Source organism: Tardiphaga sp. (genome assembly GCF_025356345.1).
GTDB lineage: Bacteria > Pseudomonadota > Alphaproteobacteria > Rhizobiales > Xanthobacteraceae > Tardiphaga.
Window position 1 is genome coordinate 1 of sequence record NZ_JANXTC010000267.1, and the last position, 14,950, is coordinate 14,950.

A 14,950-nucleotide genomic window follows, 5' to 3' on the forward strand; every position below is an offset into this window, starting at 1 on the left:
GAAAGGCGCGCCCTGAAAGGCGCGCCTCTTTTTTTGAAAAAAATGCGCGTAGGGTGCGAACGGTTCGGGAGTTGAAGTCGGATGGGGTCCATAGCGTTCGGCGACTTCCTGATCGGCATCGGTATTTTGTTCGTGCTGGAAGGTCTCCTGTTTTTGGCCATTCCAGGCTGGATGCGGCGCGCCATGAAAAGTGCGCTGGCCGCCCCTGACAATATTTTGCGGATCGCCGGCATCGGCTCGGCCATTGGTGGCTTGATCCTGATCTGGTTCGTACGCCGGTAACCGCGCCCTCCAGCCCTCGCCTCACACCGAAAAATGCTGACCGATCAACGTGATCGTGCGTTTCTTCGTCCGCAATTTGCCGCAATCTGCGATCCTGATGACAAAGCCACACGGCGGCCCCGGCAGGCTTGCGCCGACGCGCCGTTCGGGCGCAATCTGCACCATTGCCGACCCTCTCCAGGAGACGTTTGTCCCATGCCTATTGCGATTCCAGCCCTGAGCGCTCGCCTTCGCCCGTTGCTGACGGGGGCCTGCCTTGGAGCCGCCGTCGCCATTTTTTCCGCGCCGGCCGTTGCCCGCGGTCCCGACGGGATCGCGGATGTCGCCGAGAAGGTGATCGACGCGGTGGTCAATATTTCCACCACTCAGACCGTCGATGCCAACAAGGGCAGTGGCGACAAGAGCGCCGGTGACAATCCGCGCGGAGCGATGCCGCAACTGCCGCCGGGATCGCCATTCGAGGAATTTTTCGACGACTTCTTCAAGAACCGCAAGGGAGGCCCCGGCGGCGACAAGAACGGTGGCATGCAGCCGCGCAAGACCAACTCGCTGGGCTCCGGCTTCATCATCGATACCTCCGGCATCGTGGTCACCAACAACCATGTCATCGCCGACGCCGACGAGATCAACGTCATCATGAATGACGGTACCAAGATCAAGGCAGAGCTGGTCGGTGTCGACAAGAAGACCGATCTGGCAGTGCTGAAGTTCAAGCCGGTGAAGCCGCTGATCGCGGTGAAGTTCGGCGATTCCGAGAAGCTGCGGCTCGGCGAATGGGTGATTGCGATCGGCAACCCGTTCAGCCTCGGCGGCACCGTCACCGCCGGCATCGTGTCGGCGCGGAACCGCGACATCAATTCCGGTCCCTATGACAGCTACATCCAGACCGACGCAGCGATCAATCGCGGCAATTCCGGCGGTCCGCTGTTTAACCTCGACGGTGATGTGATCGGTGTCAACACGCTGATCATCTCGCCGTCCGGCGGCTCGATCGGCATCGGCTTTGCGGTGCCGTCGAAGACGGTGACCCAGGTGGTCGCGCAGTTGCGCGAATTCGGTGAGCTGCGCCGTGGCTGGCTCGGTGTCCGCATCCAGCCGGTCACCGACGAGATCGCCGAGAGCCTGAACATCAAGCCCGCGCGTGGCGCGCTGATCGCCGGCATCGACGACAAGGGTCCGGCCAAGCCTGCCGGCCTCGAGACCGGCGACGTCGTCGTCAAGTTCGACGGCAAGGATATCAAGGAGCCGAAGGACCTGTCGCGCGTGGTCGCCGATACCGCGGTCGGCAAGGCGGTTGACGTGCTGATTATCCGCAAGGGTAAGGAAGAAACCAGACAGGTCACGCTCGGTCGGCTCGAGGACAGCGAGAAGCCGGTACAGGCCTCGGTGAAAACGGCCCCGGAAGCCGACAAGCCGGTGACGCAGAAAGCACTTGGCCTCGATCTCACCGGGCTCAGCAAGGATTTGCGCGCCAAGTTCAAGATCAAGGACAGCGTCAAGGGTGTGATCGTGACCGGCGTTGATACCGGCTCGGATGCCGCCGAAAAGCGGCTCAGTGCTGGCGACGTCATCGTCGAGGTGGCGCAGGAGGCGGTCACCAACGCCGCCGACGTCAAGAAGCGCGTCGATGCCTTGAAGAAGGATGGCAAGAAGTCGGTGCTGTTGCTGGTGTCGAACGGCGAAGGCGAGTTGCGGTTTGTCGCGCTGGGCGTGCAGTAGGGCGTAGCCTTCTTCCTTCTCCCCTTGTGGGAGAAGGCGCCTCCGCGAAGCGGAGGCGGATGAGGGGACCCCCGAGCTTTGATGCTGCCCCTCACCCGTCTCGAACATGCGCCGCATGTTCGATCCACCCTCTCCCACAAGGGGAGAGGGAAGAAGCACCGGCGCCCCGAACCTTCAGCTCACAAATTCTGATCGCTTGTAGCCCTGCGCATAAAGTAGCGCGGTGAGGTCGCCATGGTCGATGCGCGCGGCGGCCGCGGCGGCAACCGCGGGCTTGGCGTGATAGGCCACACCCAGCCCGGCGCTTTCGATCATCGCCAGATCGTTGGCGCCATCGCCGACTACCAGCGTGTCGATTCCATCGACATCGAAGGATTCCCGGAGATCGTCGAGCGTCGCCAGCTTGGCGGCGCGGCCCAGGATCGGCTCGGCGACCAGGCCGGATAATTTGCCGTCCTCGACCAGCAATTCATTGGCGCGGTTCTCCTGAAAGCCGATCAGCTCGGCGACCTTGCTCGAGAACAGCGTGAAGCCGCCGGAGACGAGGCAGGTGTAGGCGCCATCGGCGCGCATGGTCTGTACCAATGCGCGCGCGCCCGAGGTCAGCGTGATCCGCGTCGCCAGCACCTCGTCGATGACGCTGACGGGCAGTCCCTTGAGCAACGCGACGCGTTCGCGCAGCGCCGGCTCGAATTCGATCTCGCCGCGCATCGCCCGCTCGGTGATCGCGGCGACATGGGCCTTCAGCCCGGCAAAGTCGGCGAGTTCGTCGATGCACTCCTGGCCGATCATGGTGGAATCCATGTCGGCCAGAAACAGCTTCTTGCGCCGTGTCGCGCGGGGCTGCACGACAACGTCGATGGCGAGGTCACCGCGCGCGGCGCGCAGCCGTTCGGCGATCACGGCGATGTCTTCGTCGCTGGAAAAAAAGATATCGGCGGCGACGCCGTCGCTGAGCCAGTGCGCCTCGTTGGCGCCTTGCAACACCGCGCGCGCGCCTTCGACGATCGTGCTATCGAGGGCGGGATCGGCGGGATGGCAGATCAGGGTCGCAACAAGAGACATGATGAATTCCGGGCCAGACCACAGAGCGCTGCTTATCGCAGGGCCTACCGCCAGCGGCAAGTCGGCGCTGGCGGTGCGGCTGGCGCATGCGCATGGTGGCGTGATCATCAATACCGATTCCATGCAGGTGTATCGCGACCTGCGCGTGCTGACCGCGCGGCCGACGCAGGTCGATGAGGCCGAGCTGCCGCACCGGCTGTATGGAACCGTCGACGCCGCGGTGAATTTCTCCGCCGGTGCCTGGGTCGCCGAGGCTGCCAAGGTACTGGCGGAGGTGCGGGCGGAAAACCGGTTGCCGATCTTCGTCGGTGGCTCCGGGCTGTATTTCAAGGCGCTGACGCGGGGGCTGTCCGACGTGCCGCCGATATCCGCCGAGGTGCGTGACGATGTTCGCGCGCGGCTGGCGCATTTGGGGCCGGAGGCGCTGCATGCGCAGCTCGGCTTGCGCGATCCGGCCTCCGCCGAGCGGCTGCATCGCAACGACCGCACCCGGATCGCCCGCGCGCTGGAAGTGGTCGAGGCCACCGGGCGCTCGCTGACCGACTGGCACCGCGCCGCGCCGCCGCCGCTGCTGCCGCCGGACAGTTTTACGGCGCTGTTCCTGACGCCGGAGCGCGACCAGCTTTATGCACGGATCGATACGCGCTTCGATGTGATGCTGGGGGCAGGGGCACTCGATGAGGTTTCGGCACTGGCCGCGCGAAACCTCGATCCGCTGCTGCCGGCGATGAAGGCGCATGGCGTGCCGGCGCTGATCCGGCATCTCGCCGGCGAACTCTCGCTGGAAGAGGCGGCGGTGATCGGCCGCGCCGATACCAGGCATTATGCCAAGCGGCAATTCACCTGGTTTAGGCATCAATTGCCGGAATTTGAATGGATGACGCTGGAGGCGGCGGGGCCGTTGTTGGACGCCAGCCTTTGACCGTCATTGCGAGGAGCACTTGCGACGAAGCAATCCAGTCTTCGCAAGTGGCCTTCTGGATTGCCGCGTTGCTTAGCTCCTCGCAATGACCTGGGAGGACAAAGCCGCACGCATGGCTGCCTGCTCGAATTATGTGCTAGCCGAACACGAAACGGGCGGCTAGCTTCTAAATCACGCGTTTGTTGCCGCCTTTCCCTTGACTTCCCGGGTTTGGCAGCTATGTTCCGCGCAATCTTTGGGAAGTCCGAGCGTTCACATGCGCAATAAAATTACCCAGCTTCTTATTATCGTCGTACCCAGGCACACCGCCGGGGGTGGCTGAGGCCATCCACTCGCAGGCGGTGTGCTGGGGTCCTTGACGGGGCCCTTTTTTATTGTCCGAAACGACCTACCAAGCCGCGCCGATCGGCGCCTCCGGAGCCAGCCATGACCGACAAGCCCCACGATCCCAACCAGATGACCGGCGCGGCAATGATCGTCCGCGCGCTCGCCGATCACGGCGTCAAGCATTTGTTCGGCTATCCCGGCGGCGCCGTGCTGCCGATCTATGACGAGATCTACCAGCAGTCCGAAGTCGAACACATCCTGGTCCGCCACGAGCAGGGCGCCGGCCATGCCGCCGAGGGCTATGCGCGCTCGACCGGGTTGCCCGGCGTGGTGCTGGTGACGTCGGGACCTGGTGCGACCAACATGGTGACGCCGCTGGCCGACGCCCTGATGGATTCTATCCCGCTGGTCTGCATCACCGGACAGGTGCCGACGCACCTGATCGGTAATGATGCGTTCCAGGAATGCGACACGGTCGGCATCACGCGGCCCTGCACCAAGCACAATTGGCTGGTCCGCGACGTCAACGATCTGGCCAAGGTGCTGCATGAGGCATTCTACGTCGCCACGACCGGCCGTCCGGGCCCGGTCGTCGTCGACGTGCCGAAGGACGTGCAGTTCGCGGTCGGCACCTATCATCCGCCGCGCAAATCCGACGTTCACGTCTCCTATACGCCGCGGGTGAAGGGCGATGCCGCGCAGATCCGCAAGGCGGTGGCGCTGCTCGCCGGCGCCAGGAAGCCGGTGATCTATTCCGGCGGCGGGGTCATCAATGCCGGCACGGCGGCGTCGAAACTGCTGCGTGAGCTGGTCGAATTGACCGGCTTCCCAATCACCTCGACGCTGATGGGCCTCGGCGCCTATCCGGCGTCCGGTCCGAACTGGCTCGGGATGCTCGGCATGCACGGCACCTACGAGGCCAACATGGCGATGCATGATTGCGACGTCATGCTGTGCGTCGGCGCGCGCTTCGATGACCGGATCACCGGTCGCACCGATGCGTTCTCGCCGCACTCCAAGAAGATCCACATCGATATTGATCCGTCCTCGATCAACAAGAACATCCGCGTCGATGTGCCGATCATCGGCGATTGCGCCAATGTGCTGGGCGACATCGTGCAGGTGTTCAAGGCGGAAGCGAAGAAGCCGGACACCCATGCGTGGTGGAAGGAGATCACCACCTGGCGTGCCCGCAATTCGCTGGCCTATAAGAAGAGCGCCGATGTGATCCTGCCGCAATTCGCGATCCAGCGCCTGTTCGAGGCGACTCGCGGCCACGACACCTACATCACTACCGAAGTCGGTCAGCACCAGATGTGGGCGGCGCAGTTCTTCGGCTTCGAGGAGCCGCATCGCTGGATGACGTCGGGCGGATTGGGCACCATGGGCTACGGCCTGCCGGCGGCATTGGGTGTGCAGGTCGCGCATCCGGATTCGCTGGTGATCGACATCGCCGGCGATGCCTCGGTGCAGATGACGATGCAGGAGATGTCGACCGCGGTGCAGCATAACCTGCCGATCAAGATCTTCATCCTCAACAACCAGTATATGGGTATGGTGCGGCAGTGGCAGCAGCTGCTGCATGGCAACCGGCTGTCGCATTCCTATTCCGAGGCGCTGCCGGACTTCGTCAAGCTGGCGGAGGCCTATGGCGGCGCCGGTTTCCGGGTCGAGAAGCCCGGCGACCTCGATGGCGCGATCCACGAGATGATCAAGGTGAAGAAGCCGGTGCTGTTCGACTGCCGCGTCGCCAATCTGGAAAACTGCTTCCCGATGATCCCGTCCGGCAAGGCGCATAATGAAATGCTGCTGCCGCTGGAAGCCAATGACGAAGCCACCGCGGCCGCCTTCGCTGGCGGCAGCGCGCTGGTGTGATGACTTCACCTCTTCCCGTTGGGAGAGGTGACCGGCGAAGCGCAGCAATGACGATCGGGTGAGGGGCCTTCACGGCTGTAGAGTCTGCGGCTCCCCCTCACCCCAACCCTCTCCCCATAGAAGAGAGGGAGCTACAGCGCCTGGCGCAACGCTAGAGTGACGATTGAAACCGAGGACGACAATGGAACAGCCCGCCTCCGCCTATTTCATGGAAGACCGCCACGATGCCAGCGAGACACATACGCTGTCGGTGCTGGTCGCCAACGAGCCCGGCGTGCTCGCGCGCGTCATCGGCCTGTTCTCCGGCCGCGGCTACAATATCGAGAGCCTGACGGTGTCGGAGACCGAGAGCCAGAAGCATGTCTCGCGCATCACCATCGTCACCACCGGCACGCCGATGGTGATCACCCAGATCAAGCATCAGCTCGAGCGCATGATCCCGGTGCATCGCGTCGTTGACATGACCACCTCCGGCCGCTCGATCGAGCGTGAACTGGCGATGGTCAAGCTGCGCGGCACTGGCGAGCACCGCGTCGAGGCGCTGCGGCTGGCGGAAGCGTTTCGTGCCCGCGTCATCGACGCAACCACCGAGAGTTTCGTGTTCGAGATCACCGGCAACTCGTCGAAGATCAACCGGTTCATCGACCTGATGCGGCCGCTTGGCCTGGTCGAGATCTCCCGCACCGGCGTCGCCGCCATCAGCCGCGGCCCGGAGGGGATGTAGCCTCGCGCGCATCGCAATCATGAAACCTCTCGATATCGCACTCGCCGTGACCGTGGCGGTGATCTGGGGCGTTGGCTTCGTGCTGACCCGGATCGCGCTCGACGAGATGTCGTCGACGCTGCTGACGGCGCTGCGCTTCGCCATCACGGCGCTGCCGTGCGTGGTGCTGCCGCGTCCGAAAATGTCATGGACGCTGGTATTTGCGATCAGCTGGCTGCTGGTGGCGCAGTTCATGGCGCAGACCTATGGTATCGAACACGGCGTGCCGGCCGGACTGACGGCGGTGATCGTGCAGAGTCAGGCACTGTTCACGGTGGCCTTTGCCGCGCTGTTTTTGCGCGAATTGCCAACCCGAATTCAGGTGCTCGGGATCGGTATCGCGAGCTGCGGGCTGCTGCTGATCTGCCTGACGGTCGGCTACGATTTCAGCGTCGTGGCTTTCGCGGTGCTGATGACGGCGCCGGTCAGCTTCGCGGTATCGAACCTGCTGCTGCGGCAGGCCCGCGCGGTGCCGATGCTCGACCTGTTTGCCTGGATCGGGCTGATCGCGATGCTGCCGCTGCTGACAGCCTTGTTCGTGGTTGACGGGCCGCGCGTGACCTGGCTGGCGCTGTCGCAAATTTCTCTGGCGGTGGCGGGATGTGTGCTGGCCCTGGGATTGCTGGGGACGACGCTCGGCTACTGGATCTGGGGCCGGCTTTTGCGCAACTATACCGCGGCACAGGTCGTGCCGTTCGCCCTGCTGGTGCCGTTCATCGGTGCCGGGGCCTCGGCGCTCGTGTTCGACGAGAAATTCGGGACGCTGCGTCTTGCCGGCATGGTGGTTGTGATCGCCGGCATCGGGGTGATGCTGCTCTCGCGGCGACCGCCTGTCCTTGTCGAGGTGGCGTGATGGAGATATCGCACTCGCTGTTCATCGCCTTCCTGCTGTTTGCCGTGGTGATGTTCTTCACGCCCGGGCCGAATAACATCATGCTGCTGTCGTCAGGCCTGAACTTCGGCTTCCGGCGAACTATCCCGCATATGGCCGGGGTAACTTTCGGCTTCGCGTTCATGATCGCGGTGACTGGACTTGGGCTGGGCGCCGTATTCACGACCTATCCGGTGCTGCAGACGGTGCTGAAATATGCCGGCGCCGCCTATCTGCTCTATCTCGCCGCTGCGATCGCACTTTCTGCCCCACCTGATCCCGACGCGGCCGATCGTCGGCGGCCGATGACGTTTCTCGGCGCCGCGCTGTTTCAGTGGGTCAACGTCAAGGGCTGGGTGATGGCGATCGGCACCATTACCGCCTATGCGGCGATAGCCTCTTATCCCTGGAACGTGGCGGTGCAGGCGGCGCTGTCGCTGTTATTCGGCGCGGCCTCCTCGGCAAGCTGGGTGCTATGCGGCACCTCGCTGCAATCGCTGGTAAAATCGCCCCGTGCCGTGCGCGCCTTCAATATCGCCATGGGCGTCCTGCTGGTGGCCTCACTGTATCCGGTGCTGCACGAGCCATGAGTGCCGCTGTCACAAATCACCGTCGCGGGCTTGTCTCGCGGCTTACGTCGCCCTAGAAACCGGCGGCAATTCATGGTCAGCGGCCGTCGGCCCTGACTGCTTCGAACGGGCAACGACAGCAGGTTGCCGAATAAAGGAAACGACCATGCGAGTTTACTACGATCGTGACGCCGACCTGAACCTGATCAAGGGCAAGAAGGTCTGCATCGTCGGCTACGGCAGCCAGGGCCATGCCCACGCGCTGAACCTGAAGGATTCCGGCGTCAAGGATGTCGCGATCGCGCTGCGCAAGGGCTCGACCTCGGCGCAGAAGGCGGAGGCCGCCGGCTTCAAGGTGATGGAAGTCGCCGAGGCCTCGAAGTGGGCCGACATCATGATGATGCTGACCCCCGACGAATTGCAGGGCGACATCTACCGTGAGCACATGCATGACAACATGAAGAAGGGCGCGGCGCTGCTGTTCGCCCATGGCCTCAACGTGCACTTCAACCTGCTTGATCCGCGCGCCGATCTCGACGTTCTGATGATCGCGCCGAAGGGCCCGGGCCATACGGTGCGTTCGGAATACCAGCGCGGCGGCGGCGTGCCCTGCCTGATCGCGATCCACAAGGATGCCTCCGGCAACGCCCATGATCTCGGCCTGTCCTACGCCTCCGCCGTGGGTGGTGGTCGCGCCGGCATCATCGAGACCTCGTTCAAGGAAGAGTGCGAGACCGATTTGTTCGGCGAGCAGGCGGTTTTGTGCGGCGGTCTGGTCGAACTGATCAAGGCTGGCTTCGAGACGCTGGTGGAAGCCGGCTACGCGCCGGAAATGGCCTATTTCGAGTGTCTGCACGAAGTGAAGCTGATCGTCGACCTGATCTATGAAGGCGGCATCGCCAACATGAACTACTCGATTTCCAACACGGCGGAATATGGCGAATACGTCACCGGCCCGCGCATCGTGAACGCGGAGACCAAGGCCGAGATGAAGCGCGTGCTCGATGATATCCAGTCTGGCAAGTTCGCGCGCGACTGGATGCTGGAAAACAAGGTCAACCAGACCTCGTTCAAGGCGACGCGTGCGAAACTCGCCGCGCATCCGATCGAAGACGTCGGCGCCAAGCTGCGCGACATGATGCCCTGGATCAAGAAGGGCGCGCTGGTCGACAAGACCAAGAACTAAGCTTCGCCAAAGCAGGGATCCTGCCCCGGACGCGACGCAGCACAAGAGTGCCGCACCGCGTCCGGGACACGAGGGTGAGGTAACGACGGGATCGCGGCAACGTGGTCCCGTTTTTCGTTGATGGATGGTGGTATTAAGATATGGTAGCCCGCCGCGACGCCGGAGCTGCTCCATGGATGACAGATCGCAGAAACTACGAACGTTCTTTGCCAGCTTCATTGCCGGACATCGCGACAAGCGAATCGAGGCGGCTTTCGCCGCGGTGCCGCGCGAGCCGTTCGCGGGGCCGGGTCCGTGGTCATTGATGAGCAATGCCTTCGTCTACGTCGCGGCGCCGGACGACGATCCGGCCTTCCTCTATCAGGATGCCCTGCTCGCGCTCGATGCCGAGCGCGGCATTAATATCGGCATGCCGAGCGCGCATGCGATGTGGCTCGACGCCGCCGGCGTGAAGGAGGGCGACGCGGTGCTGCAGGTCGGTGCCGGCACCGGCTACTACAGCGCGATCCTCGCCGAGCTGGTCGGGCCGAACGGCCGCGTCGAGGCCTATGAAATCGATACCGGGCTGGCCGCGTGCGCAACGGAAAATCTCCGCGACCGGCCGCAGGTCAAAGTCCATGCGCTGTCCGGCATTGCGGACCAACTGCCGAAGGTCGATCTAGTCTATGTCTGCGCCGGCATCACCCAACCGAGCCGGAGTTGGCTCAATGCGTTGCGCCCCGGCGGCCGGCTGGTGTTTCCGCTACAGCCGGAACAGGCCAGCGGCGGCATGCTGATGATCACGCGGCCGAACTCGGGGCCGCACTGGCCCGCCCGGTTTCTGATGCGGGCGCAGTTCATCGGCTGCCAGGGCCCGCAGGACGAGGACGCCAGCCGGCGGCTTCGCGAAGCGTTTGCTGGTCGCTGGGATCAAGTCCGGTCATTTCGCGTCGATCCGGTTGACGACGAGACCTGCTGGTTTGCGGGAGATGGCTGGTGGCTGTCGACGCAAGACGCCGCCTGGAACGCCGGCATGGAAGTGGCTGACGGCGTCAAGTTCATTGCGTGTTCATAACAATTCCACTACATTTTTATGACACGTCGCACTGTCCGGCTGCGTCGTCCGCCTTCTGGCCGCCGCCAGCCAAGGCCCGGGCCTTGCCGGCATCATAGCGTCACCCCATGGCGCCCCCGCTGAACCCCGTACCTACCGCGCCAACCGCTGCCGCGGCGGCACCGATCGGCGTCTGGCGACCGCTCGCCGTGGCCGCGCCGCATTTCGGCGCGCTGCTGGTGATGTTCCAGACCGAAACCGACTTCAACTCGAGGCTCGGCTTCATGCTGGCCTGGGGCATTCTGAATTTTTTCTGGATCGCGCTGCTGCGTCGCCCGGCACTGTCCGCTGCGCTGTCACTGACGCTGGTGGTGATCCTGGTGCTGCTGTCGCGGCTGAAGCACGACGTGGTGCAGATGACCGCCAATTTCGTCGACCTGATGGTGATCGACCGCGACACCGCCGCGTTCCTGTTCACGATCTTCCCGAACCTGCGCTGGTCCGCGGTCGGCGCCGCTCTGGTGGTGCTGCCGCTGATGTATGCGCTGTGGTGGCTGGATCCGTTCCGGATTCGCCGGCTGCCGGCCGCCGCGGCGACGCTGGCCTGCCTCGCGGCGCTGGTGGGTTATGCCTTCACCTGGCCGGACGAGGCGTGGCGCGGCTATTACGACGACGGTTATCTGTCGAAATTCGCGCGCTCCGGCGTCACCGCGGTGTCCGACTTTGCCAATTACGGCTTTATGGATTCCGACGCCGTCGTCACCGAGCGGCTGAAGATGCCGCTGGAGGATTCCTGCCATCCGGCCGGGCGGCGCCCGCACATCATCATGGTGCATGACGAATCCTCGTTCGATATCCGCCAGGCCGCGGGCATCCGGACGCCGGCGGGCTATGGCAGCTACTTTAATTCATACGACGGCCGGGCGCGAAAATTCCTTGCCGAGAGCAATGGCGGGCCGAGCTGGTTCACCGAATACAATGTGCTGGCCGGGCTGTCAGCGCGCTCGTTCGGCCGGTTCTCGTACTTCGTAACACGGATCGCCGCGGGCCGCGTCGAGCGCGGCCTGCCATTGGCGCTGCGGCGCTGCGGCTACAGCACGATGTCGGTTTACCCGGCGTTCGGCGCCTTCATGAGCGCGCGTAACTTCCAGGCCACGACCGGCATGCAGCGTTTTTATGATGCCAAGGATCTCGGCGCCAAGGGCGTCGAGCCCGACAGCTTCTTCTACAATTCCGCGCTGCGGCTGATGGCCGAGCAGCCGCCGGCCAATCCGCTGTTCATGTTCGTCTACCTCGCTGCCAATCACTTTCCCTGGGAGACCAAATTTCATCCCGAGCTGACGCCATCCTGGCGCGCGCCGGGCAACGTGCCGGTGGTCGATGAATATCTGCGTCGCCAGGCGATGAGCGTCGATCATTACGGCGCGTTTCTGGCGCGGCTGAAGAAGCAGTTTCCGGCGCAGCCCTTCCTGATCGTGCGCTATGGCGACCACCAGCCGGAATTTTCCCCCGGCGTACTTGATCCGTCGCTGGACGAGGCCGGCATCGGCAAGAAGCTGATGGCCTATGACCCGCGCTATTACGCCACGTATTACGCGATCGATGCGATCAATTTCGAGCCGGTGAAGAGCGAGGCGATCATGGACACGATCGACGGGCCTTATCTGCCGCTGGTGATCCAGGAAGCCGCCGGAATCCCGCTCGACCCGTCGTTCGAGGAGCAGAAGAAGATCATGATCCGCTGCAAGGGCATGTTCTACGCTTGCAAGGACGGCGCCGAAGCGCGGCGCTTCAACCGGCTGTTGATTGACGCCGGTATGATCAAGAACCTTTGAGCCAGGGGCCACATCCACGATCGTCATTGCGAGGAGCCCTTGCGACGAAGCAATCCAGTTCTTCGCTTTTGGCTCCTGGATTGCCGCGTCGCTTCGCTCCTCGCAATGACCGGGGTGAGTCATAGGATGGGTGAAGCGAAGCCACATCCATCCTACTTTTTGATTTTCTCCCACAACCACCGTGCTACCGCGGCCGGCGAACTGTCGCCGTCGCCGCCGGCGGCGCGCAGGTTGGCCTCGCGCATCGTGGCGATGTCGATGCTTCCCAGCAGCGGCTGCAGCGCGGCCTTTAATCTCTCATCACTCGCCCGCTTGCCGGACAGCAGCAGGATCGCGTCATAGGGCGGGATGGCGTGGCGGGGATCGTCGAGCACCACCAGATCGTATTTCGCGATCAGCCCGTCGCTGGTGTAACCGGCGATGACGTCAACCTCACCAGACGCCACCGCGGCATACATGAAGTCGGGCTGCATGGTGCGCTGGGCGCGGAAGGCGAGACCGTAGGCCTGTCGCAGTCCGGCCCATTCTGGCCGTGAGAAGAGCTCATAGTCGCCGGCGATGGTCATGGTTGCCGCACGCGCGGCAAGATCGGCGACGCTCCTGATGCCGAGCGCCTCGGCCTTCTGGCGCGGCATCACCAGCGCATAGGCGTTCTCGAAGCCCATCTCGCCGAGCAGCGTGATGTTCGTTTTTGCCAGCGTGTCCTTCAGGCCGGCCAGCAATTGCTCGCGCGGGACGATGTCGGTGTGGTGAAACTGGTTGGCCCACAGCGTGCCGGAATAATCGATGTAGACGTCGATGTCGCCGGTCACCAACGCATCAAAGATGACGTTGGAGCCGAGCCCTTCACGGGTGCTGGCGGGGACGCCCGCTGCCTGCAGTCGCTGCGCCATCAAGGCGGCCAGCACGTAGGATTCGGTGAAGGTCTTGGCACCGACCACGATCCGTGTGGGGGAATTTGACAGCGACGGCGCCAGCGTCGCCAGCACCAGCGCGAGGATGCCGAGACCGCCGATCGCGACGCGAATCTTATGGCGTAGCCGGATGCCGGTCTCGATCAACGCCAGCAACTGGTCCACCGCCAGCGCCAGCAGCGCGGCGGCAAAACAGCCGAACAGGACAAACACCCAGTTCTGCGTCTGCAATCCCGCAAAGATGTAGTTGCCGAGGCTGGTCTGGCCGATCGGCGTCGACAGCGTCGCGGTGCCGATCACCCACACCGCGGAGGTGCGGATGCCGGCCATCATCACCGGCAGCGCCAACGGAAGTTCGACCATGAACAACGATTGCCGTGGCGTCATGCCGACGCCCTGCGCCGCTTCGGTGAGCGCGGGATCGACGCCGTCGAGGCCGGTGATGGTGTTGCGCAGCACCGGCAGCATCGAATACAGCGCCAGCGCCAGCACAGAGGGCAGGAAGCCGAAGGCCGAAAAACCGGCCCCGAAATATTTCAGCGACAGCGCGGCGAGGGCCAGCAGCAGCGGATAGAACAGTGCGAGCAGAGCGAGGCCCGGCACCGTCTGCACCACGCTGGCGAGGCCGAGCAGGGTGCCGCGCAGCACCGGCCGGTGCCGCGCGATGATCGCCAGCGGCAGGCTGATGACGAGGCCGAGCGCCAGAGCGGTGACGCTGACGCGGACATGATTGCCGAGATAGTCCGGAAGATGGCCGAGCGCCTCGCTCCAGCGCGGATCGCTGAACAGGCTCATGCCGGGCCGCCTGCCGCCTGGCGGGGCAACAGCATTTGCAGCCGCTCGGCCTGTCGCCTTGGCGTTCCCAGCAACTCGCCGACATAGGCGTCGGTGCTGTCAGAGAGTTCAGTCGGCGTGCCTTGCGCCAACAGCTTTCCGCTGCGCATCACCGCGACGCGGTCAGCGAGCAGGATCGCCTCGGTCATGTCGTGGGTGATCATGATGGTGGTGAGGCCAAGCCTGTCATGCAGGGCGCGAAAATCGTCGCCGAGCGCATCGCGGGTCAAGGGATCGAGTGCGCCAAACGGTTCGTCCATCAGCACGATGCGGGGACGGGCAGCCAGCGCGCGCGCGACGCCGACGCGCTGGCGTTGGCCGCCGGACAGTTCGTGCGGAAAGCGGTCGCGATGTTGTGTGCGGTCGAGGCGGACGAGGTCGAGCAACTCGTCGACGCGATCCGCGATTTCATTGGCCGGCGTGCCCAGCAATTTTGGCGTGATGCCGATATTGTCGGCGACGCTCAGATGCGGAAACAGCCCGCCGCTCTGGAACACATAGCCGATACGGCGTCGCAGTCCGATCGGATCGCTCAAAGCGACATCCTCGCCGGCGACCGTGACGGTGCCGCTGGAGGGATCGATCAGCCGGTTGGCGAGCCGCAGCAGCGTGGTCTTGCCGGAGCCGGAGCCGCCGACAATGGCGAGGAACTCGCCTTCGGCGATGTCCAGCGAGACGTCGTCGACCGCCTTCACGGCACCGCCGTCAAAGCTCTTGCTTACATCGGTGAAGGCGATCAGGGGAGCGCTGGTCAT

Annotated in this window: 14 protein-coding genes; 10 read left to right on the plus strand and 4 right to left on the minus strand. The window is 64.0% G+C overall.

What is annotated here, in order from left to right; genetic code table 11:
• Positions 1 to 81: 81 nt before the first annotated feature.
• Positions 82 to 282 carry a DUF2065 domain-containing protein gene (locus tag Q0S16_RS16325; protein WP_295850086.1) on the plus strand — a complete coding sequence of 67 codons (201 nt, stop codon included), beginning with the start codon at positions 82 to 84 and terminating at the stop codon, positions 280 to 282.
• Between the two features lie 21 nt (positions 283 to 303).
• Here the strand turns inward: Q0S16_RS16325 and Q0S16_RS16330 are convergent, their stop codons facing one another.
• Positions 304 to 447 (minus strand): hypothetical protein, encoded by a 144-nt coding sequence (locus Q0S16_RS16330; protein ID WP_295850089.1) that lies wholly within the window; start codon positions 445 to 447, stop codon positions 304 to 306.
• Positions 448 to 477: 30 nt separating this feature from the next.
• On the opposite strand from Q0S16_RS16330, the gene Q0S16_RS16335 reads away from it, so the two are divergent.
• Entirely contained in the window at positions 478 to 2,001 is a 1,524-nt protein-coding gene (locus Q0S16_RS16335) for a Do family serine endopeptidase (RefSeq protein ID WP_295850090.1), read from the plus strand.
• 174 nt (positions 2,002 to 2,175) lie between these two features.
• On the opposite strand, the gene serB is transcribed toward Q0S16_RS16335, so the two are convergent.
• Positions 2,176 to 3,066 (minus strand): phosphoserine phosphatase SerB, encoded by an 891-nt coding sequence (serB, locus tag Q0S16_RS16340; RefSeq protein ID WP_295850092.1) that lies wholly within the window; start codon positions 3,064 to 3,066, stop codon positions 2,176 to 2,178.
• 1 nt (position 3,067) lies between these two features.
• Between serB and miaA the strand changes: the two genes are divergently transcribed.
• The 8 genes from miaA (at position 3,068) to Q0S16_RS16380 (ending at position 12,447) form a co-directional block, all read left to right on the plus strand.
• Positions 3,068 to 3,988: a tRNA (adenosine(37)-N6)-dimethylallyltransferase MiaA gene (miaA, locus tag Q0S16_RS16345; RefSeq protein ID WP_295850094.1), complete on the plus strand. Its 921-nt coding sequence runs from the start codon at positions 3,068 to 3,070 to the stop codon at positions 3,986 to 3,988.
• 426 nt (positions 3,989 to 4,414) lie between these two features.
• Positions 4,415 to 6,190, plus strand: a complete 1,776-nt coding sequence (locus tag Q0S16_RS16350) for an acetolactate synthase 3 large subunit (protein ID WP_295850097.1) — start codon at positions 4,415 to 4,417, stop codon at positions 6,188 to 6,190.
• A 181-nt stretch (positions 6,191 to 6,371) separates the two neighbouring features.
• Positions 6,372 to 6,914, plus strand: a complete 543-nt coding sequence (ilvN, locus tag Q0S16_RS16355) for an acetolactate synthase small subunit (protein WP_295850099.1) — start codon at positions 6,372 to 6,374, stop codon at positions 6,912 to 6,914.
• A gap of 19 nt (positions 6,915 to 6,933) precedes the next feature.
• Positions 6,934 to 7,806, plus strand: coding sequence for an EamA family transporter (locus Q0S16_RS16360; RefSeq protein WP_295850100.1), 873 nt, complete (start codon positions 6,934 to 6,936; stop codon positions 7,804 to 7,806).
• Positions 7,806 to 8,414: a LysE family translocator gene (locus Q0S16_RS16365; protein WP_295850143.1), complete on the plus strand. Its 609-nt coding sequence runs from the start codon at positions 7,806 to 7,808 to the stop codon at positions 8,412 to 8,414. The genes Q0S16_RS16360 and Q0S16_RS16365 overlap by 1 nt, the downstream gene beginning before the upstream one ends.
• A gap of 145 nt (positions 8,415 to 8,559) precedes the next feature.
• Positions 8,560 to 9,579 (plus strand): ketol-acid reductoisomerase, encoded by a 1,020-nt coding sequence (gene ilvC, locus Q0S16_RS16370; protein ID WP_295850101.1) that lies wholly within the window; start codon positions 8,560 to 8,562, stop codon positions 9,577 to 9,579.
• Positions 9,580 to 9,751: 172 nt separating this feature from the next.
• Positions 9,752 to 10,633, plus strand: coding sequence for an rRNA adenine N-6-methyltransferase family protein (locus Q0S16_RS16375; protein ID WP_295850105.1), 882 nt, complete (start codon positions 9,752 to 9,754; stop codon positions 10,631 to 10,633).
• Positions 10,634 to 10,740: 107 nt separating this feature from the next.
• Complete coding sequence (locus Q0S16_RS16380) at positions 10,741 to 12,447, plus strand: sulfatase-like hydrolase/transferase (protein ID WP_295850108.1); 1,707 nt, start codon at positions 10,741 to 10,743, stop codon at positions 12,445 to 12,447.
• 152 nt (positions 12,448 to 12,599) lie between these two features.
• Here Q0S16_RS16380 and Q0S16_RS16385 read toward each other — a convergent pair whose 3' ends face one another.
• Positions 12,600 to 14,156 (minus strand): glycine betaine ABC transporter substrate-binding protein, encoded by a 1,557-nt coding sequence (locus Q0S16_RS16385; RefSeq protein WP_295850110.1) that lies wholly within the window; start codon positions 14,154 to 14,156, stop codon positions 12,600 to 12,602.
• Positions 14,153 to 14,950, minus strand: a complete 798-nt coding sequence (locus tag Q0S16_RS16390; protein WP_295850112.1) for an ATP-binding cassette domain-containing protein — start codon at positions 14,948 to 14,950, stop codon at positions 14,153 to 14,155. Before Q0S16_RS16390 ends, Q0S16_RS16385 begins: the two co-directional genes overlap by 4 nt.

Bases quoted from the DNA above. Each gene is read 5' to 3' on its own strand.
- Q0S16_RS16360 (WP_295850100.1), top strand. From the start codon at position 6,934: ATGAAACCTCTCGATATCGCACTCGCCGTGACCGTGGCGGTGATCTGG.
- Q0S16_RS16350 (WP_295850097.1), top strand. From the start codon at position 4,415: ATGACCGACAAGCCCCACGATCCCAACCAGATGACCGGCGCGGCAATG.
- miaA (WP_295850094.1), top strand. From the start codon at position 3,068: ATGAATTCCGGGCCAGACCACAGAGCGCTGCTTATCGCAGGGCCTACC.
- Q0S16_RS16335 (WP_295850090.1), top strand. From the start codon at position 478: ATGCCTATTGCGATTCCAGCCCTGAGCGCTCGCCTTCGCCCGTTGCTG.
- Q0S16_RS16325 (WP_295850086.1), top strand. From the start codon at position 82: ATGGGGTCCATAGCGTTCGGCGACTTCCTGATCGGCATCGGTATTTTG.
- ilvC (WP_295850101.1), top strand. From the start codon at position 8,560: ATGCGAGTTTACTACGATCGTGACGCCGACCTGAACCTGATCAAGGGC.
- Q0S16_RS16385 (WP_295850110.1), bottom strand. From the start codon at position 14,156: ATGAGCCTGTTCAGCGATCCGCGCTGGAGCGAGGCGCTCGGCCATCTT.
- Q0S16_RS16380 (WP_295850108.1), top strand. From the start codon at position 10,741: ATGGCGCCCCCGCTGAACCCCGTACCTACCGCGCCAACCGCTGCCGCG.
- serB (WP_295850092.1), bottom strand. From the start codon at position 3,066: ATGTCTCTTGTTGCGACCCTGATCTGCCATCCCGCCGATCCCGCCCTC.
- Q0S16_RS16365 (WP_295850143.1), top strand. From the start codon at position 7,806: ATGGAGATATCGCACTCGCTGTTCATCGCCTTCCTGCTGTTTGCCGTG.
- Q0S16_RS16330 (WP_295850089.1), bottom strand. From the start codon at position 447: ATGGTGCAGATTGCGCCCGAACGGCGCGTCGGCGCAAGCCTGCCGGGG.
- ilvN (WP_295850099.1), top strand. From the start codon at position 6,372: ATGGAACAGCCCGCCTCCGCCTATTTCATGGAAGACCGCCACGATGCC.
- Q0S16_RS16375 (WP_295850105.1), top strand. From the start codon at position 9,752: ATGGATGACAGATCGCAGAAACTACGAACGTTCTTTGCCAGCTTCATT.
- Q0S16_RS16390 (WP_295850112.1), bottom strand. From the start codon at position 14,950: ATGACCAGCGCTCCCCTGATCGCCTTCACCGATGTAAGCAAGAGCTTT.